Origin of the sequence: Labrys sedimenti (assembly GCF_034424805.1) — a bacterium.
Lineage (GTDB): Bacteria > Pseudomonadota > Alphaproteobacteria > Rhizobiales > Labraceae > Labrys > Labrys sedimenti.
In genome coordinates this window covers 177,431-196,069 of record NZ_JAXOUF010000007.1, presented here as the reverse complement: position 1 = coordinate 196,069, position 18,639 = coordinate 177,431, and the positions used below count along the sequence as shown (strand labels likewise).

The following is an 18,639-nucleotide window of genomic DNA, read 5'->3' as shown; positions in this document are numbered from 1 at the left end:
TTGGTTGGCCGGCCTCGCGCCCCGTGCCATCAAGCGCGAGATCAGCGCGCCGCGACGAGGGCGGACAAAAGCGCACGGATGTGATCGACTTCGTCGTCGTTGATCTCGTGGCCCATGCCCGGATAGATTCTCTCGACGACTTGGCCGCCGAGGGCCGACAACACGCGGCTGCTTTCACGCACCCGTTCGACAGGGATGTGCGAGTCGATGTCGGAGCAGCCCAGGAAGACCGGCGTATCTGCGAGCGAGCCGGCGTAGTCCCGAGGCGTCTTGTCGGGACCGATGAGGCCTGCGCTCAGGCCGATGATCGCGCCGTAGCGGCTTGCGTTGCGGGCCGCAAATTCCAACGCCAGGCAACCGCCTTGGGAAAAGCCGAGCAGCGCGATCCGGGCTGGATCCACATTCTTGTCCCGCAGCCACGAGACGGCATTGCCGACCTCGGCGAGCGAACTGGAGAGATAGGGTTCGTTGCGATCGAGCGCGGCCAGGAATGACTGCGGATACCAGGTGCCGCCTGGCGCCTGCGGCGCAAAATAGGCGATATCGGGCTGCTCGAAGATGTCGGCCAGACCGAACATGCTCTCGGCGGCGGCCCCGCGCCCATGCAGAAGAATGACGGCCGCTTTGGCCTTGTTCAGCGATGCCCCCGTCGTTGCAATGGAGTAGTTTTTGCTCATGCTTCTCTCCATCCATTAAACGAAGTGGCTGTGCGTGCGGGAACAGCCGTTATTCGCGACTGATCGCGTTCGACGAGATAATTATCGGTGTGTCGTTTTCGGAATAAATTTCAGATCAGTTGGCGAAATACGTCACCGTTACTTGAGGTCATTAGAAATCATACTTGTGATCTCAAGAACATGTGCCGCAACACCTCGCGAATGCAATCTTTATCTCACGCGGCGGACGATAGTTTCGTTCCGATGTATTGACAATATCAAATCGTATGGCGTACTTGTCCACGATATGGCGACAATCTGACGGCATCGACCGAGCACCGATGGTTGGCGCGGCCGGTGTGGCAACCTGTGGAGGCACGCTTGGACAAACTGACCAATATGAAGGCGTTCACGAGGGTCGTGAACCATGGCAGCTTCAGCGAAGCGGCGAGAGAGCTGCGCCTTTCCAGATCGGCCGTCAGCAAATATGTCATCGATCTCGAGATCGAGCTCGGTGTGCAACTGCTCAATCGCACCACGCAGAGCGCTGCGCCAACCGAAGTCGGCATGCGTTATTACGAGCGATGCCTGGCCATCCTCGCCGAGATCGAAGATGCCGAAACCTCGCTATCGCAGTTCCAGGTCGAGGCTCGCGGGCTGTTGCGCGTCAATGCGCCGATGTCGTTCGGGACGATGTTTCTGGGACGGTTGATCGGCCAGTTCATGGCCCAGCATCCGGACCTCCAGATCCAGCTGGTCCTGAGCGATCAACAACTTGATACGGTGCAGGAGGGCTTCGACGTCACGATCCGTTTGACGGATTCGCCGCCGCCCAATCTCGTGACCCATGAAATCGCGTCGGCGCCGCGGATCATATGCGCATCCCCGGCCTATCTGAAGGAGAAGGGCATTCCCCAGCATCCAAGGGACCTGCGGGACCATGCTTGCCTGCACTACGGCTATCTCGAAACCGGTGCGCAGTGGAAGCTCACCGGCAAGGACGGTGACCACTGGGTACCGGTGTCGTGGTGCCTGTGCAGCAACAATGGCGAGGTGCTGCGCGACATCGCCGTCGAAGGGCGCGGCATTGCGCTGCTTCCCACTTTCATCGTTGCCTCCTGCTTGCGCGACGGCACCCTGAAGGAGGTATTGTCGGATTATCATGCGCCCGAAATGTCGATCCACGCGATGTTCCCGCCAACGCGCTACCTGCCGTTCAAGCTGAGGGTCTTCATCGATTTCCTCATGAAATCACTCGCCGACGGTTTCAATTTGCCAACAGGCGTCATGCCTGAGCAGGATGGCAGCAGGAATTCTTGATTGCCGGGCCGAGACTCACGGCGATTGCGCATTCTCCGTTTGCTCGGTTCTGATTGTGCGTCCGGTGCTACTCCGATGATCTCGGCGGCTGCCTTTTCAAGGCCGGCACGGGGTGAAGACCGAAACAGCGGTGCTTTCGCGCGCTGTTGTCTCAATTCGTCCCTGTTCCACGCCTTGCGCCCTCAAGCAATTTCATTCGCACGGTGCGATAATCGAGTATACGTTCGATATTCGAACGGCAGCCGAGGATGATGAAGGTGGAAAAGGACGGTGACATGATGGGGGGCTTCGCCAAGGGGCTCGCGGTCATCGAAGCTTTCGACGAAGACCATGAAGCCCTTTCGATCGCCGATGTCAGCCGCTTGACCGGGCTCGACCGGGCAACGGCGCGCCGTTGCCTTCTTACCCTGCTCAAGGGGGGATATGCCAGCACGGACGGGCGGCTTTTCACCCTGACGCCGCGCGTGCTGCGCCTAGGCTATGCCTATCTTTCGGCCGCGCCCTTGCCAAGGCGCCTGCAGCCCTTCCTCGAAAGGCTGTCCGAAACCACGCAGGAAAGCGCTTCCGCCGCCATAATGGACGGAAGCGACGTGATCTATGTCGCGCGGGCTGCCCAAAAGCGGGTGATGTCGGTCGCCCTCAATATCGGCAGCCGCTTGCCGGCCTATTGTTCATCCATGGGCCGGGTCCTGCTCGCCGCCCTGCCGCCCGAAGAGGCGCGGGCCTTGCTCCAGGGCAGCGAACGGCCAGCGATGACACCAAGGACACTGACCGATGTCGACGATCTCATGGCCGAGCTCGAAAAAGTGCGCCGGTGCGGCTACGCCCTCGTGGATCAGGAACTCGAACTCGGCCTGCGCTCGATCGCCGTGCCGATCGTCACGACGGGCGGGCGGGTTGTCGCGGCCCTGAACACCGGCGCCCAGGCCGCCCGGGCCTCCAGCACGCGCCTGAAGGCGGAAGTCCTGCCGCTCCTGCTCGATGTGCAGGCGCAATTGCGGCAGGTGCTGGCCTGACTGAAGCGGCAGCAGGTCCCGCGTTCACGTTCGCGCGCGTTCGCGCCATGCCAGCGGCGTCAGCCCCAGCCGCCGGCTGAAGGCACTCGTCATGTGCTGCTGGGAGGCAAAGCCGCAACTGGCGGCGATTTCCCGCAGTGGCACCGAGGTTGCGGTGAGCTGATGTTGCGCGACCTGCATGCGCCGTTCCAGGACGAACTGGTGCAGGGGCAGGCCGGCTTTGCGCTGGAAGCGGCGGCGCAGCGTGATCACCGGCATGTCGAGCAGATCGGACAACTCGGCCAGGCTCAGCCGTTCGGCGATATTGGCGTCGATATGCTCACGAAGACGGGCATATTCGCGGTCCGAAAGCGGACCACAGGCGGTCTTGCTGACAAATGCGCGCAGCGAGCGGAAGACATCCACCAGGGCAAGTTGCGAAACGGCCTCCACGGCGATGTTGTCGGGATGCGAGGAGGCATTGAACAGGGTGCGCGCATAGGCTACCAGGCCGGCAATCGAAGGGGAGGCGATGTTGTCGATGCTGGTGGGGACGGGATCGAGGCGGTAATCCGCGCCCAGCAGTTTCTGTTGCAGTGCGGGTGCAAAGCGGAAGGCGGCAAAGCCGGCGGATACTGTACTGGCCTCGACTGCGACGCGGCCGCCGGCGGGGTGGAAGGCAGCGGTCAGGGCATCGAAACGCATCGCGGCCGGGCTGCGTCCGTCATAGCCCGTCTTCGCCTCGATCGCGCCGAGCAGGAGGCAGACGACATCGGCGTCGTTCTCGAATTCCAGCCGATAGGGCTTGGCTGACTCCAGATGCCAGAGCGCGCATTCGGCTTGGGCGCCGCCCGTGTTCATCGTGGCGGCGAGGCATTGCGGGGTGTCCATAGCGTCCCCCATCCGACGTGCCTTCGCGAGGCGCGCCTGCGTTTCGAGCGTTTCCAGGCAGCCATCCGATCTTGATGTTGGACCGGCCGCATTCAAACGCGCGGATACTGCCAGGAAATTGCGTCCGGTGCAATATTCGCACTCATGTGCGATATTCGAACGAAAGTCTTTCCGTGTTCGGAAGCCAGTCTTTCCGATGGCGTGATCAGTTTTTGTAACGCCCCAATCGTGAAAGACGGCGGCCCCCGATTTCCGGCAGCCTGTGCGCAACGGTCGAGCGGCACGGTCCGCGACAGACCTCGATGTTTGACGGCCCACCCCTTTCAGGCGGGCCGGGAGAGGGGAGAACGCGCATGACTGCATCCGTGAAACTGCCGGCCCGTGCCAGCGCCAAGCCGGTGACAGCGACCGATTTCGATATCGAAACCGATATCGTGGTGGTTGGCGGCGGTGCCGGCGGGCTTGCCTCCGCGCTCTTCGCGCGCTGGGAGGGCAACGAGGTCGTCCTGCTCGAAAAAGCGCCGGAACTCGGCGGTACCACGCGCAAGGCGGCGTTCTGGTATTGGGTGCCCAACAACAAGGCGATGCAGGCGCTCGGCATTGCCGACCCCAAACCCGATTGCATCCGCTACATGGCGCGTCTGGCGCGGCCCGAGCGCTATGTCGCCGATCATCCGACCTTCGGCCTCAGCCAATGGGAATACGCCATGTGCGAGGCCTTCTACGACAACGCCTCGACGGCGACCGAGCTCTTGGCCGAGAAGGGCGCGCTCGAATATCGCCATTGCCCCGACGTGCCGGACTACTGGGCCGAGTTCGGCGAGGACAAGGCGCCGAAAGGCCGGGTGCTGTTGCCCAAGGGCGCCAAGGACAGCATGTCCGACGGCGGCGAAGTCGCGATCCGCACGATGTCCGCAGCAGCCAGGCGCGACGGCATTGATATCCGCACCGGCATGCGGGTCCAGCGCCTGACGCGAGGTGGTGACGGGGCGGTGAACGGCGTGCAAGCGACCGACATCGACGGGCGCCTCACCAGCGTGAGGGCCCGCAAGGCGGTGATTTTCGCTAGCGGCGGTTTCACCCATGATGCCGAGATGCGGCGCAATTTCCTCGCCGCCCCGGTGTTCGGCGGCTGTGCGGCGGTTTCGAACGAGGGCGATTTCGTGCGGATCGGCGCGGCGGCCGGCGGGCAGTTGCGCAACATGAACTATGCCTGGATGTGCCCGATCGTGCTGGAAAAGGCGCTCAATCGCGATCCCGGCCTGATCGGCACCTTCTCGCCCTCAGGCGACTCGATGATCTATGTCGACCGGCAAGGCCGGCGCGTCACCAATGAGAAGCTCGCCTACAACGAATCCGCGCAGGCCTTCTTCCAATGGGATGCCGCCAAGGGCGAATATCCCAATCTCGTGCTGTTCGCGATCTGGGACCAGCGCAGCCAGGACCACAGCGCCAGCGACGAATATGGCCGCTTCATCGTGCCGCCCGGCGCCGATGATGCCCATGTCGTCAAGGCCGATACGCTGGAAGGCCTGGCAGCCGGCATCGCCGAGCGCCTCGCCCGCCACGCCGACAGCATTGGCGGCCTCCGCCTCGCGGCGGATTTCGCCGCGAGCCTGAGTGCCACCATCGACCGCTTCAACGGTTTTGCCGAAAGCGGCAGGGATCTCGACTTCCAGCGCGGCGAGCGGCCGGTCGAGCAGCTCTTCAACGGCCCGGTGGCCGACCCGCCGGGCAAGAACCCGACCATGTACCCCATCGCCAAATCGGGCCCGTTCTATGCGGCCCTGCTGAGCGGCGGCAATCTCGATACCAAGGGTGGCCCGAAAACCTCGCCGCAGGGCCAGGTGCTGGACGACGAGGACCAGCCCATTCCCGGCCTCTACGGCGTCGGCAATTGCGTCGCCTCGGCCTCCGCGCGGGCCTATTGGGCCGGCGGCGGCACGCTCGGCCCCATCCTCGCTTACGCCTATCTCGCGGCAATGAGGGCCCATCTCGAGCCCGTCAAGACGGCGGCGGGCAAGATCGCGGCCGAATGATGCACCGACAAGGGAGAAAACGCCGATGACCCTGACCCGGCAGACCATGACCGACGAACAACGCAAATCCGTCGCCCTCGAATATCTCAAGGCCTTCGACAGGGCTGGCGTGACCTCGGATGGCGGCTCGATCCTCGACCTCTTCGCCGAGGACGCCCAGGTCTATTTCCCCAAATGGGGCCTCGCCGACGGCAAGGAGGCGATCGGACGACTGTTCGGCGATGTCGGCGGCACGCTGAAGGACATCGTCCACCATTATGCTTCCTTCAACTGGGTGTTTTCGGGGGGCGACGTCATCGTCTGCGAGGGTACCAGCCATGGCGAGCACAAGGACGGTCCCTGGCGAGCCGGCGTGCCCGATTGGGGCGCGGGGCGCTGGTGCGACGTCTTCGAGATCCGCGACTGGAAGATCCAGCGCTGCTTCATCTATCTCGATCCCGATTATGCCGGGAAGGACACCGCCCGCTACCCCTGGCTTGGCCAATAGCGGCCATGGCGAACGATTCCGATCAACATAGCGAAAAAGGAGGAAGGGCCATGCGGCTCAAGGACAAGGTCGCCCTGGTTTCGGGCGCGGCACGCGGCATGGGCTATGAGATCGCCGAGCTCTTCGCCCGGGAAGGTGCGATCACCTATGCCGGCGACATCGCCGGCCCCGATCGCCCGCATGCGGCGGGCGTGGAGAGCGTGCGCCTCGATGTCAGCCGCGAGGAGGATTGGGCCGGGGCCATCGAGACGATCTTGGCTCGACATGGCCGGATCGACGTCCTGGTCAACAATGCCGGCATCATCGCCTATGAGCCCTTGGACGAACTCGATCTTGCCGCCTGGCAGCGGGTGATCGCCGTCAACCAGACCGGGGTATTTCTCGGCATGCGCGCAGTGGTGCCGGCCATGCGCCGGCAGAAAAGCGGCTCGATCGTGAATTTCTCCTCGATCTGGGGCAATGCCGCCGTCGGCGGTGCCCATGCCTATCACGCCACCAAGGGCGCGGTGCGCAACATGACCAAGAACGCGGCGATGAGCTATGTCGCTGACGGTATCCGGGTGAATTCCGTCCACCCGGGTTTCATCGATACCCCGCTCACCCAGGCGCAGGCATCCGACATCAATGCCTTCGTCATTGCTTCCACCCCGATGAAGCGGGCCGGCAAGCCGATCGAGGTCGCGAACGGCGTGCTGTTCCTCGCCAGCGACGAGGCGAGCTACATGACCGGTGCGGAACTGGTGATCGATGGCGGCTATCTCGCGCAATAGGCACAGACGGCCCGGCAGCTCGACTGCGACGTTGGGACCGCAGCGAGCACCGAGCCAAGGCAAGGCTGGCACAGTTGATCGAGGGTAGGGTGGCCTGCGCAGAGCGATGGTCATCCATGACCCCGATGGGCGCACGCCGGACGCTCTGCGCATGAAGGAAGAATGGTGCTTTCGACGGTGCGCCGTGCCGGATACCAGTTGAAGATATAACCAAGAAAAAGCCCGGCCCTGGTTGAGAGGGCTGGGCTAAGTTGGCTCAATGCGACGATATCCGGGTGGATATGCCGCCAGCCATATTGAGCAAGGCAACGGCCTTGGCTTTGACATGGATCAAGAAAGCCGGCCGGTGCCCGCAGGCCTTCATAAAGGTGGCAATAAGCCGGTCGCCATAGTGTCCTTCTCCAAGAAACCATCGCCTGCGGGGCTCCGGTCGTTACCGTTCGCACGGATGCCCCACGCTCGATGGTCTGGCAGCTGCCTCGGACCTGTCCTTCTCAGGCCTCGGCCGAATCGGGCGCCATGATGAAGTCGAAAGGCGAGCGCCACAGCGTCTTTGCGCCTTCGAGCCTGTCGAATGGCGCGATCAGCGATTTCTTCACGCCGAACACGGAATCGGATTGCAGATATTCATCGCCGCCGACGAAAGTATGGGTGACGATTTTCTTGAAGCCGGGCGCCGTCACCAGATAGTGCATATGCGCCGGGCGATAGGGGTGGCGCCCCACCGCCGCCAGCATCTTGCCGACCGGGCCATCGTCCGGGATCGGATAGGACACTGGCTTGATGCCGACAAAGCTGTATTTGCCGTCCGGTCCGGTGATGAAGATGCCGCGATTATTGCCCTTGGGCTGAATGCCGGGCTGCTGCACGTCGTAATAGCCGTCGGCATTGTCGGACCAGACATCGACGCGCGCGCCCTCGATGGGGTTGCTTTCCAGATCGAGCACGTGCCCTTCGAACAGGCAGCTCTCGCCCTTGCCGTCCAGCGTAATGGTCGCTCCCATCTCCCGTACCGGCGCATCGGCGACATGGAAGGGCCCGTAGACCGTGTTCTCCGTGGCGCCCGAGGGCCGGCGATTGTTGATCGTATCGACCAGCATGGACAGGCCCAGCGTATCGGACAGCAGAATGAATTCCTGCCGCTCGCCCGAACAGATCTGTCCCGTGCGGGTGAGGAAATCGATGCCGAAATTCCACTCTTCCTGTGTCAGCTCGACTTCCTTGGCGAAGGCGTGCAGATGCCTGACGAGGGCCGACATCACTGTGGCCAGGCGCGGGTCGATATCCCGGCCCATGCGGCCATTGACCGTTTCGACGGAATGGTCTTCGGAAAAATAGCTCACGGCTTACCTCGATGGTGCCTGGTCACCGAGCCGGCTCGGTGTCGATGAAGGGGGGGCGGCATGCTTGCGCCGCCCGATCGGAAGTGGCGCGGCGGTGTCAGGCCCGTGCCAGGACGTCTTTCAGCACACGGCGCAACTCTACGTCCGGCTTGTCCGGCAAGGTCTTGACGCGCCAGGCGACGTGATGATCCGGGCGTACCAGGACCGCGCCGTTCTCCTCGATCTCGCTGACCCGCGCCCACTCGCCGGCCAGGTCCTGCCATTTCTGGCGGGGGCCGATGACGTGGACCACGATGTCGAGGCCGAGTTCCTGTCCGATGGCCTGGGCTTCCCTCACCCAGTCCTGACCGCGAATGCCGGTCAGGAGAGTGAACTTGCCGTGGCCGGTCAGATCCAACGTCGAGGCCTTTTCGCCGCGTGCGCCGAACAGCCAGGCGTGCGGCAGGCGGGCGCCCGGCCATGTCGTCTGCTGGAAGTGCAATTCGGCGTCCTGCTTGAAGGACGGCTCCTCCTGCCCGTCGGGCTGGATGGCGCTCGACCTGTAGCGCTGGTTCATCTCCACGCCATGCGCGTCGAACTCGTAGATCTTGGCAGCAATCGCTTCGCGGATCGCCTTGCGCTGGGCCTCGCCCGCCTCGTTCGGATTGCAGCGGGCGTCCATGTTTTCCTGCATCTTCACCGGGTCGATCGAGTCGAGCAGGCCGAGCGCCTTGAAGATCGGCCCGAATTCCTCGATCGACTTGTTGGCGCGGGTCACGATCTGCCTGGCGACAGGCGCGCGTTCGGCCTGATAGCTGTCGAGCAGTTCCTTGCCGGCCTGGCCCTTCAGCACGAAAGCCAGCTTCCAGGCCAGGTTGAACGCATCCTGAATGGAGGTGTTGGAGCCGAGGCCGTTCGACGGCGGATGGCGGTGGATGGCGTCGCCCATGCAATAGACCCGGCCGTTCGAGGTGGTCTCCGCATACATGTTGTTGACCGTCCAGGTGGAGACCTGGTCGATCTCGACGTCGAGTTCGGGATCGCCGACCAGTTCGCGCACGACCTTGGTCGCAAAGGCTTCGTCGACCTTGGGCGCGGGCTGGTTGATGTCATAGCCCCAGACGATCAGCCATTCGTTCCACGGACGCACCATGCGCACCAGGCCCATGCCGATGCCGCCGACGTCGGCGCCGGGCTGCACCACCCAGTAGAGCACCGAGGGGCGGTGCGCGACATATCGGGACAGGTCAGCCTTGAACAGGATGTTGATCGAGCCGCCGAGGCCCATCTTGCCGCCATATTTCAGGCCGGCATGCTCCGCCACCTTGGAGTTGGAGCCGTCGGCGCCGATCAGATATTGCGAGCGGATCGTGAGCTGCTTGCCGGTGAGCCGGTCGAGGCAGGTGGTGGTGACGCCGTCCTCGTCCTGCACATGCGCGATATATTCGGTCGACAGCCGTGCCTGGGTGCCGCGCGAGCATGCGGTCTTGAACAGCAGCGGCTCCATGAAGGTCTGCGGCAGGTCGTTCATCAGGGTCGGCGAAGACAACAGGTGCTCGGCCTTGGAATGCGGGCTGGTGCCCCAGCTCTTCATGCGGCCGATCTCCTCGCCGGTCAGCGAGGTGCAGAACACGTTCTCGCCCATCAGCTCCTGATGCGCCGCGAACAGATAGGCCTCGTCCTCCACCTCGCGGCCAAGATCGCGCAACACTTCCATCGTGCGCTGGTTGGTGATGTGGGCGCGCGGCGTGTTGGCCAGCCAGCGATAGCGATTGATCGCCATGTTCTCGATACCATAGGTCGAGAGCAGCGCTGCGGCGGCGGATCCGGCCGGTCCGGTGCCGATGATGAGAACGTCGGTGTTGATGTCAGCCATGTTCCCTCTCCGTATCTAGAGCAAAATGCGTTCAGGCTGAGACGGTCGTTCCGCTTGACGTGTCGGGAACGGAAGCATTTTGCGGTTATTGATGAGTTGACCCAAAATAGAATGCCTTAGTTATTGGATTGTCTTGGTGTGAGTCTGCGGCGAACCGGGAAGAGTTGAATCCCGGTTCGTTCGGTGAACAGGCCCCACAAGCCGCGCGGGGCGAAGAGCATGACGACGATGCCGATCAAGCCGAGGGCGAGCAGATACCAGGAGCCGAAATCGGCCAGCAGGCTCTGCAGGATGTAGAGGACGATGACACCGATGATCGGTCCTTCGATCGATCCGATGCCGCCGATCACCACGATGAAGATCACATAGGCGGTCCAGTCGATCACGGCGAAGGCCGCATCGGGCGAGATGCGCGCCTTCTGCACATAGATCAGGGCGCCGGCGACTCCGGTGATGAAGGCGACGATGACATAGGTCGCCGCCTTGACCTTCAGGGCGTCGACGCCGACGGCACGGGCGGCCTGGGCGTTGTCGCGCACCGCGGCAAGACCGAGGCCCTGCCGCGAGCGCAACAGGCGATAGATGAAGACGATCGAAGCGACGGCGAGGGCCAGCGCGAGCCAGTAGCACAGAATGTCGACGGCCTGGGCCGAACGCACTCCGAAGAGATCCTGGACCAGATTGACGCCGACCATGTCACGGGCTGTGCGCGAGGGCAACGAAGTGCCAGTGCCGCCGCCGAGTGTTTTCACTTGCGCCAGTACAAGGCGCGCGACCTCGGCGATGACCCAGGTGCCGATGGCAAAATAGGCACCCTGCAGGCGGAACACGAAGAAACCCGTGGGAATGGCGAGCAGGGCGGCAGCCAGCCCGCCGGCGACGACGCCGATCAGCGGGTCGAGGCCGAACAGGATGACGACGGTAAACATGGCGTAGGCGCCAAGGCCGACGAAAGCCTGCTGGCCCACCGAAACCAGGCCGGCATAGCCCGCCAGGAGGTTCCAGCATTGCGCCAGCACCAGCATGGTCAGGATGAAGAACAGGTCCTGTATGCCGCTACGCGGCAGAAACAGGGGTGCGGCGAAACCGAGCGCCACGATCAGGAGCGCGGCGAGGAAGAAGATCGAGGAGGCGCGGGTGCGCGTCTCGACTTTCCAGGCGGTTGGGGCTTGCAGGCTCATCTCGGCTCCCCCTCAGTCGACGGCTCTGGGGAACAGGCCACGCGGCCTGAACAGAAGCACGCACAGGAAGGCGACATGGCCGGCAAGGATCTGCCATTCCGGATTGAGGCCGGCGCCGAGCGCCTGCGCCACGCCGATGATGCAGCCGCCGGCGAGCGTGCCCCAGAAGGAGCCGAGCCCTCCGATGATGACCGCCTCGAAGGCGTAGATCAGGCGCGCCGGACCGATGGTCGGGTCGAAATTGGCGCGGGCGCCGAGATAGAGCGCGGCGATGGTGGCGACCACGAGCGCCAGCCCCGTCGCGATCGCGAAGATGGCGTCGGGGCGAATGCCCATCAGCCCTGCCGTGACGCGATCGTCCGAGGTGGCGCGGAAGGCGCGGCCGAGCGCGGTGCGGTAGAAGATGAGGTTCAGGACCAGGATCACGCCGACCGCCGACAGGAAGGTGAGCAGGGGCATCACGCCGACCGTGGCTACGCCCAGGTCGAGCGAAGCCGTTTCGATCGGGCCCAGCGCGATGCGGCGGCTGTCGGCGGAGAAGGTCCCGAGCAGCCCGTTCTGGATGACGATGGAGAGCCCGAAGGTGACCAGCAGCGGCGGCAGGATGTCGGGCCCTAGCGTCCGGTTGAGCACGAAATATTGCAGTGCCCAGCCGACGACGAACATCAGCGGCATGGCGATCAGCGCCGCCAGGAAGGGGTTCAGGCCAAGCGATGTGACCAGGAACAGGATCGCGAATGCGGCCATGACGATGAGGTCGCCATGCGCCAGGTTGACGAGGCGCATGATGCCGAAGACCAGCGCGAGGCCAGCCGCGAACAGGGCGTACAGGCCGCCCAGCAACACGCCTTGAATGATCGTGTCGATGAGGTTCATGCGTGGGCTCCGAAATAGGCGGCGTGGATCTGTTCCCGGCTGATGTCCGATGGCCTGCCCGACAGCGTGATGCGGCCTTCCATCATGCAATAGACATGGCTGGCGACTTTCAGCGCCTGGCCGATATCCTGCTCGACGATGACGATGGATGCGCCGCTGTCGCGGATTTTCGGGAAGGCGGCGTAGATGTCCTTGATCACGACCGGCGCAAGGCCAAGGCTCAACTCGTCGCACAGCAGCACGCGCGGATTGGACATCAGGGCGCGGCCGATGGCGACCATCTGCTGCTGTCCGCCCGACAAGGCGCTGCCCGGATTATGGCGGCGCTCCTTCAGGATCGGAAACATCTCGTAGATCGCCTCCAGCGACCAGAAGCCGCCGACCGCCCGTCCGTATCGGCCGATCAGCAGGTTTTCCTCGACGCTCAGCGAGGGAAAGAGCTTGCGGCCCTCCGGCACCATGGCGACACCCAGCGCCAGCACATCGGGTGCGGCGAGATCGCCGACGGGGCGTCCATCGAATCTGATCTGGTCGGCGGCGTTCTTCAGCACGCCGGCGATCGAGCGCATCAGCGTCGTCTTGCCGGCCCCGTTTGCGCCGATGATGGCGACGGTCTGTCCCTCGGCCAGCGCCATGTCGACGCCGAACAGCGCCTGGAAGTCGCCATAGAAGGCCGTGAGGGATCTTGTTTCGAGCAGGGCCATCACACATCGATTCCCAGATAGATTTCACGAACGGCCCTGGAGGCCATGATCTCGTCCGGCTGGCCGATACCGATGACCTTGCCGAAATCCAGCACCAGCAGGCGGCCGACGACCGCCGTCAGGGCATGCAGCACATGCTCGATCCAGACGATGGAGACGCCGGTCGCATGCACGGTGCGGATCGTATCGACGAGCTGGCCGCATTCGCCTTCGGTGAGACCGCCGGCGATCTCGTCCAAGAGGAGCAGCATGGGCCGGGTGGCGAGGGCACGTGCAAGTTCGAGCCGCTTGCGTTGCAGGAGGCTGAGGCCGCCCGCCATGTCGTTGGCGCGGGGCGCAAGCCCGGTTTGCCACAGAATGTCGGCGCAGCGATCGGTGGCTTCGCTCTCCGACTGGCTTGCGCCGAAACTGCCGGCAACCAGCAGGTTTTCGAACACCGTCAGCTTGTCGAAGGGCTGCGGGATCTGGAAGGTGCGGCCGACGCCGGCCAGGCAACGCGCCATCGGCGGCATCCTGGTGACGTCGCGGCCTTCAAAAGCGATGCGTCCGCCGTCGACGTCCACATTGCCGGTAATGAGGTTGAACAGCGTCGACTTGCCGGCCCCGTTCGGGCCGATGATGCCGAGAGCCTCGCCCTTCTCCAGCGCGAAGGAAACGTCCTGCGTCACCTTCAGGGCGCCGTAGCTCTTCGAGACGTTTTGCAGAGCAAGGATCGTCATGATCTTCTCCTGTCCCTCTCCGCGTCGACAGGGAGAAAGGGCCGCGACAGCACTGGACGACGAGTGTCTTCAGGCGATTGCCTCCATCCTGCCGCCGGTCGGGATGTTCGGCGCGGTCTGGTTGTCGGTGATGATGAGATCGTAGCCGCCGCCATCCCTAAGCCGCCACTGGCCGCCGACCAGCGGGGTCTTGGCGACGTTCTTCGCCGCGAAGGGCGGCAGGTTGGCGCCGTCCCATGCGACCCTGCCGACGATGGTGTCGAGCCTGCTGGCGGCGATGGCCGCGGTCACTGCCTCCGCATTGGTCGGATCGGCGCGTTTCATCACATCGGCAGCCAGCTCGAACAGGGCGTGCACGAAGCCGATCGGCTGGGTCCATGGACGGTTCGTCGCCTTGGTGAAGCCCGCTGCCAGGGCCGCCGAGCTGTCGCCCGTCAAGGAAGACTTGAACGGATGGTTGGGCGTCCACCACACCTCGGACGACAGGTTGTGGCCGGCTCTGCCCAGCGCTTCGACGGCCTGCGGGAACAGGGTCGCCTTGCCGATCGAGGCGATTTTCGGCTTGAAGCCCTGCTGCTGCGCTTGGTTCCAGAAGGTGGTGAAATCAGGCGGGATCATCACGCCGGTGATGATCTCGGCCTTGGCCCGCTTGAAGGCGTTGATCTGGGCGGAGAAGTCGTCGGTCAGGTTCTGGTAGCGGCCGGGATCGGTGAGGGTGAGGCCCTTCTTTTCGAGCACCGGCGGGAAGCCGACTTTCGGATCGCCCCAGGCATTGCCGTCGCCGTCATTGGGGAACAGGCCACCGACGCTCCTGTTGGTTTCGAGCTGGCTCCACATGTTGGTGAAGACAGCGATGACGTCTTCCAGGCCCCAGAAGAAGTGGAACACGCTCTCGAACGGCTTCCAGGAATCCGGTGCGCCGGGATTGCCCTGCTGGCCGATGAACCAGGGTTGCCAGGGCGCCACGGTTGAGATGCAGGGCATGCCCTCGGCCTCGCAGATCGTCGCCACGGGATTGGTGGTCTCCGGCGTCGAGGCGACCAGCATCAGGTTCACCTGGGAATCGACCACCAGTTCCTTGGCGACTTCGGCGGCACGGTTCGGATTGGATTGGCTGTCCTTGACGATGACCTCGAAGTTCGCGCCCGCGGCTTTGGTCGCCGCCAGGAAACCGTCGATGATGAACTTGTCGGCTTCGGCAAAGGCGGCCAGCGGCCCTGTCTGCGGGCTGACATAGCCGAGCTTGATCGCAGCGCCTGCCGCGATGGCCGGTTGGGCGAGCCCGCCGAAGGCGGCGGTCGCGCCGGCTGCGGCGGTTGTCTTCAGGAAGTGACGACGCGTGATCATTGATTTCCTCCCCAGGAATGGTATCGAGAAACCAGAAAGAAGTGCGATTTCTCGGGATCGCATCTTTTCTCTAACTCTTTGTTTTTGATCGTTATTTTATCAAAAGGCCTGGCGGCCTTTTTTAAAGACGCTTCAGCCGTTTCAAAGTGGTGGCCGGCTTCCCTCCCAGGCGTCCTGGAGCAGGGCGCGGATGGAAGCGCGGTCGATGGGTCGAGGGTTGGCGTAGGGGTTTTTGGTGGCAATCTCCGCCGCGCGGTCGAGATCGGCTTCCTTCAGGCCGAAATCCTTCAGCGCCGTGGGCGCGCCGACGGACCTGGCGAAATCGTAGAGCGCCTGTCCGGGTGTGCCGCCAAAGATGTCGGCAACCGGCTGCAGCTCTTTTCCCGCCGCCGCCGCGTTGAAGCCGATGGTATGAGGCAGCATGATCGCATGCGTCTCCGCATGCGGGGTGTCGAAGCTGCCGCCCAGCGTGTGGCAGATCTTGTGGTGCAGCGACATCGCGACCTGGCCCAGCACCGAGCCGCAGAGCCAGGCCCCGTAAAGCGCATCGGAGCGGGCTTGCCTGTCCCTGGCCGAGGCGACGATGACCGGCAGCGCCTGCCTGATGGCACGCATGCCCTCGGCCGCCATCAACGAGGTGATCGGGTTGCCGTCAGGCGCATAGAGCGCCTCGGCAGCATGGGCGATGGCGTTCAGGCCGCTGGTCACGCTCATGGCGACGGGCAGGCCCAGCGTCAGGCCGGGGTCGTAGATCACCACTTCGGGCAGGACCTTCGGGCTGCGCAGCGTGGTCTTCTCGCCGCCTTCGGTCTGGCCGAGAATGGGCGTCACTTCCGAGCCGGCATAGGTGGTGGGCACGACGATCTGCGGCAGGTCTGTGCGATAGGCGATCGCCTTGCCGAGCCCCGTGGTCGAGCCGCCGCCGAGCGCCACGACCACGTCGGCCTTCAAGTCCAGGACGCGCGCTACGGCCTCTTCGGTCACATCGACCGGGGTATGCATGGTGGCGTTGTCATAGGTTCCGACGGCCAGCCTGCCGAGTGCAGTAGCCATGGTCTCGCCATCGGCCCTTTGATGCGGAGTGGTCAGCACCAGCGCCTTGCTGGCCCCGAGCTTTTCGACCCATTCGCCGACACGCCTGGACGAGCCCTCGCCGAAGACGATGTGCGCGGGGCTGCCTTGATAGACGAATGAGAGGCTCATGCTGCGCGCCTTTCCTGCCTGGCCCGGGCCATGACGAACGTGAAGTCGAGCGCCCAGCCATCGCCATCGCGCCTGATGTCTCCGATGAGCTCGGGCTTGACGCCGAACAGGGCATCTCGCCCCAGTTCTGGATCGCTGCCGTCGAAGACATGCGTCGAGATGGTCTCGAAACCGTTGGCGCTGATGATGAAATGCAGATGGGCCGGCCGCCGCAGTGAAACGCCCAGGCCCGCCAGCATCTGGCCGACGGGACCGTCGGCCGGCGTCGCATATCCGGCAGGGCGCACGGTTCGGTACATGAAACCGCCAGTGCCGTCGGTCTTCAGGACGCCGCGCAGGTTGAATTCCGGCTGCCGATCGGGTTGCTGGTTCTCGTAATATCCGTCGGCATTGGCCTGCCAGGTCTCGACAAGGGCGCCCGGAATGGCCACGCCGTCGAGGTCGACGACACGGCCGCGCACCAGAAGTGCTTGGCCCACACCGTCGAGCGAGATCGATCCGCCATTGGCGATGGCGGGTGCGTCCGGGCGATAGAACGGCCCGCGCACCGTATTGGGCGTGGCGCCCTTGTGGCGCTGCGCGTTGATCTCCTCGACGAGGGCAGTGACGCCCAGCAGATCGGAGGCCAATACCCACTCCTGGCGCCGATCGTCGGTGGCATGGCCGATATCGGTCAGAAGCTGCATGGCGGAGCGCCACTGGTCCCTGGTCGGGCGTGTCTCGCACACGACGGCATGCAGATGCCTCACCAGCGAGTGCAGGAAAGCCGCGGAGGTCTCCTTCACGCCGGGGCCGACGCGTTCCATCACCACATCAGCCGAATTCTGTGCGTTCAATGACTTGATAGCCACCGGCGGTTCCTCCCGAGGAGCAACATACCCGGCGCCAGCCCGCGCATTGATCATTTCTCGATAAAATTATATAGCAAATTGCTATGAAACTCGATGAGCGCCATCTTGTTCAACTTGCCGCCGTGGTCCAGGCCGGCGGCGTGACGGAGGCTGCGATCCTGCTCGGCATGACGCAGCCGGCCGTGTCACGAACGATCGCGATGCTGGAGCAGCGTATCGGCGAGCCTCTTTTCATCAAGGGGCGGCGGCCCCTGCAACCGACGGCCTTGGGACAGGCGCTGGCGAGCCACGGCCAGACCATGCTTTCGGCCTCGCGCAAGGCGTCCGCCCTCGTCGCCGGCTTCCAGAAAGGCTCTTTCGGTGTTGTCAGGGTGGGCGGATCGCCTTTCTTCTCGGATGCCTTGATCTCGGGCATGATCGCCGAGTTCCAGGACAAGCGGCCCGATGTCCGGGTCGAACAGAGCTATGGCTATCTGGGGCAGTTGCGGGCCGCACTGGACGCTGACCGCATCGATATTGCGATCTGTCCCATCGACGTGCTGAAGGAAGGATCGGGCCTGCGTTTCGATGTGGTGCTGCCCGGACGCAATGTCGTTGCCTGCCGCACGACGCATCCCTTGCTGATGAAGCGACGTCTCGATCCGGCAAGCCTGCTCGACTATCCCTGGGTCGGCCCGCCCGAAGGCAGCCCTCTTTATGCCGACCTCAATAGCCTGGCGCTGTCGCTGGGGGCCACGGAAATCAAGATCCGCTATTCCGGCGGCTCGCTGTCAAGCGCCATCAATTATCTGAAATCAAGCGATGCGCTCACCGTGCTGCCCCACAGCGTGGTCTTCGCCTATCGCAACGAGAAATCGATCACGGCGCTACCGGTCAGAATTCCCCACCCCGAGCGCGCCTTGGGCATATTGCAGCAGAGCAACGCGCCGCGGGCGCCGGCCGTGGATGCCTTCGTCGCTCATGTCACCAAGCGCTTCAAGGATCTGGCACTGCTGATTGAACGCCATGAGAAGGCCATCGTGTGGGGCCTATAGCCATTTGCTCGCGAGGCCTTCAAGACCGAGACCATAAATCCGCGGTCGATAGCGAAAATAACAGCCTCCGGCTTTAGGCTGAATGCCTGGGAGGCTTTCTCCCATCAGAATACCTGCTCATGTGAGTTCGAATGCCTCGACAATGGCTTGTGAGGTGGGATTCAGGATCGCGCTCTTTGCGTCGTCGAGGCAAAAGGCGAACGGGCTGCCGATACGGGGTGGAAGGATCGACATGGAAGCCCGCGCGATCATCCCCCTTTTCCAGATCGTGAAGGCTCGGATTGCAGGCCGGGTACAGGCGCACACCTAGCGGGATCGCCGAGCGATCGAGTTGGTGCGAAAACATCAACACCCTTCGGTGGAAGTGG

General features: G+C 63.7%; 17 protein-coding genes. 6 read left to right on the top strand and 11 right to left on the bottom strand.

Annotated features, from left to right (window positions below):
- Positions 1-41 precede the first annotated feature (41 nt).
- Entirely contained in the window at positions 42-677 is a 636-nt protein-coding gene (locus tag U1R88_RS21205) for an alpha/beta hydrolase (protein WP_322433016.1), read from the bottom strand.
- Positions 678-1,037: 360 nt separating this feature from the next.
- Between U1R88_RS21205 and U1R88_RS21200 the strand changes: the two genes are divergently transcribed.
- Entirely contained in the window at positions 1,038-1,976 is a 939-nt protein-coding gene (locus U1R88_RS21200) for a LysR family transcriptional regulator (protein WP_322433015.1), read from the top strand.
- Between the two features lie 275 nt (positions 1,977-2,251).
- Positions 2,252-2,992 carry an IclR family transcriptional regulator domain-containing protein gene (locus U1R88_RS21195; protein ID WP_322433083.1) on the top strand — a complete coding sequence of 247 codons (741 nt, stop codon included), beginning with the start codon at positions 2,252-2,254 and terminating at the stop codon, positions 2,990-2,992.
- A gap of 24 nt (positions 2,993-3,016) precedes the next feature.
- On the opposite strand, the gene U1R88_RS21190 is transcribed toward U1R88_RS21195, so the two are convergent.
- Positions 3,017-3,862 (bottom strand): AraC family transcriptional regulator, encoded by an 846-nt coding sequence (locus tag U1R88_RS21190; protein WP_322433014.1) that lies wholly within the window; start codon positions 3,860-3,862, stop codon positions 3,017-3,019.
- 353 nt (positions 3,863-4,215) lie between these two features.
- Here U1R88_RS21190 and U1R88_RS21185 point away from each other — a divergent pair, with 353 nt between their 5' ends.
- From U1R88_RS21185 to U1R88_RS21175, 3 genes are read left to right on the top strand one after another with little or no spacing between them, the layout of a single operon-like run.
- Positions 4,216-5,901: an FAD-dependent oxidoreductase gene (locus U1R88_RS21185; RefSeq protein ID WP_322433013.1), complete on the top strand. Its 1,686-nt coding sequence runs from the start codon at positions 4,216-4,218 to the stop codon at positions 5,899-5,901.
- Positions 5,902-5,926: 25 nt separating this feature from the next.
- A complete protein-coding gene (locus U1R88_RS21180; RefSeq protein WP_322433012.1) occupies positions 5,927-6,388 on the top strand; it encodes a nuclear transport factor 2 family protein in 462 nt (153 codons plus the stop codon).
- Positions 6,389-6,438: 50 nt separating this feature from the next.
- Positions 6,439-7,158 (top strand): SDR family NAD(P)-dependent oxidoreductase, encoded by a 720-nt coding sequence (locus U1R88_RS21175; RefSeq protein WP_322433011.1) that lies wholly within the window; start codon positions 6,439-6,441, stop codon positions 7,156-7,158.
- A gap of 494 nt (positions 7,159-7,652) precedes the next feature.
- On the opposite strand, the gene U1R88_RS21170 is transcribed toward U1R88_RS21175, so the two are convergent.
- The 9 genes from U1R88_RS21170 to U1R88_RS21130 form a co-directional block, all read right to left on the bottom strand.
- Positions 7,653-8,453, bottom strand: a complete 801-nt coding sequence (locus tag U1R88_RS21170; protein ID WP_322433082.1) for a dioxygenase family protein — start codon at positions 8,451-8,453, stop codon at positions 7,653-7,655.
- 145 nt (positions 8,454-8,598) lie between these two features.
- Positions 8,599-10,356 carry an FAD-dependent oxidoreductase gene (locus U1R88_RS21165; RefSeq protein WP_322433010.1) on the bottom strand — a complete coding sequence of 586 codons (1,758 nt, stop codon included), beginning with the start codon at positions 10,354-10,356 and terminating at the stop codon, positions 8,599-8,601.
- A 116-nt stretch (positions 10,357-10,472) separates the two neighbouring features.
- Positions 10,473-11,537 carry a branched-chain amino acid ABC transporter permease gene (locus tag U1R88_RS21160; RefSeq protein WP_322433009.1) on the bottom strand — a complete coding sequence of 355 codons (1,065 nt, stop codon included), beginning with the start codon at positions 11,535-11,537 and terminating at the stop codon, positions 10,473-10,475.
- A 12-nt stretch (positions 11,538-11,549) separates the two neighbouring features.
- On the bottom strand, positions 11,550-12,413 hold the full coding sequence (locus U1R88_RS21155; protein WP_322433008.1) for a branched-chain amino acid ABC transporter permease: 864 nt from the start codon (positions 12,411-12,413) through the stop codon (positions 11,550-11,552).
- Entirely contained in the window at positions 12,410-13,117 is a 708-nt protein-coding gene (locus U1R88_RS21150) for an ABC transporter ATP-binding protein (protein WP_322433007.1), read from the bottom strand. Before U1R88_RS21150 ends, U1R88_RS21155 begins: the two co-directional genes overlap by 4 nt.
- Positions 13,117-13,836, bottom strand: a complete 720-nt coding sequence (locus U1R88_RS21145) for an ABC transporter ATP-binding protein (protein WP_322433006.1) — start codon at positions 13,834-13,836, stop codon at positions 13,117-13,119. Before U1R88_RS21145 ends, U1R88_RS21150 begins: the two co-directional genes overlap by 1 nt.
- Positions 13,837-13,905: 69 nt before the next feature.
- A complete protein-coding gene (locus U1R88_RS21140; protein ID WP_322433005.1) occupies positions 13,906-15,183 on the bottom strand; it encodes an ABC transporter substrate-binding protein in 1,278 nt (425 codons plus the stop codon).
- Positions 15,184-15,324: 141 nt separating this feature from the next.
- Positions 15,325-16,386, bottom strand: a complete 1,062-nt coding sequence (locus U1R88_RS21135; RefSeq protein ID WP_322433004.1) for a maleylacetate reductase — start codon at positions 16,384-16,386, stop codon at positions 15,325-15,327.
- A complete protein-coding gene (locus U1R88_RS21130; RefSeq protein WP_322433081.1) occupies positions 16,383-17,192 on the bottom strand; it encodes a dioxygenase family protein in 810 nt (269 codons plus the stop codon). Before U1R88_RS21130 ends, U1R88_RS21135 begins: the two co-directional genes overlap by 4 nt.
- Before the next feature lie 128 nt (positions 17,193-17,320).
- On the opposite strand from U1R88_RS21130, the gene U1R88_RS21125 reads away from it, so the two are divergent.
- Positions 17,321-18,271, top strand: a complete 951-nt coding sequence (locus tag U1R88_RS21125) for a LysR family transcriptional regulator (RefSeq protein WP_068281813.1) — start codon at positions 17,321-17,323, stop codon at positions 18,269-18,271.
- The last annotated feature ends 368 nt before the right edge of the window (positions 18,272-18,639 follow it).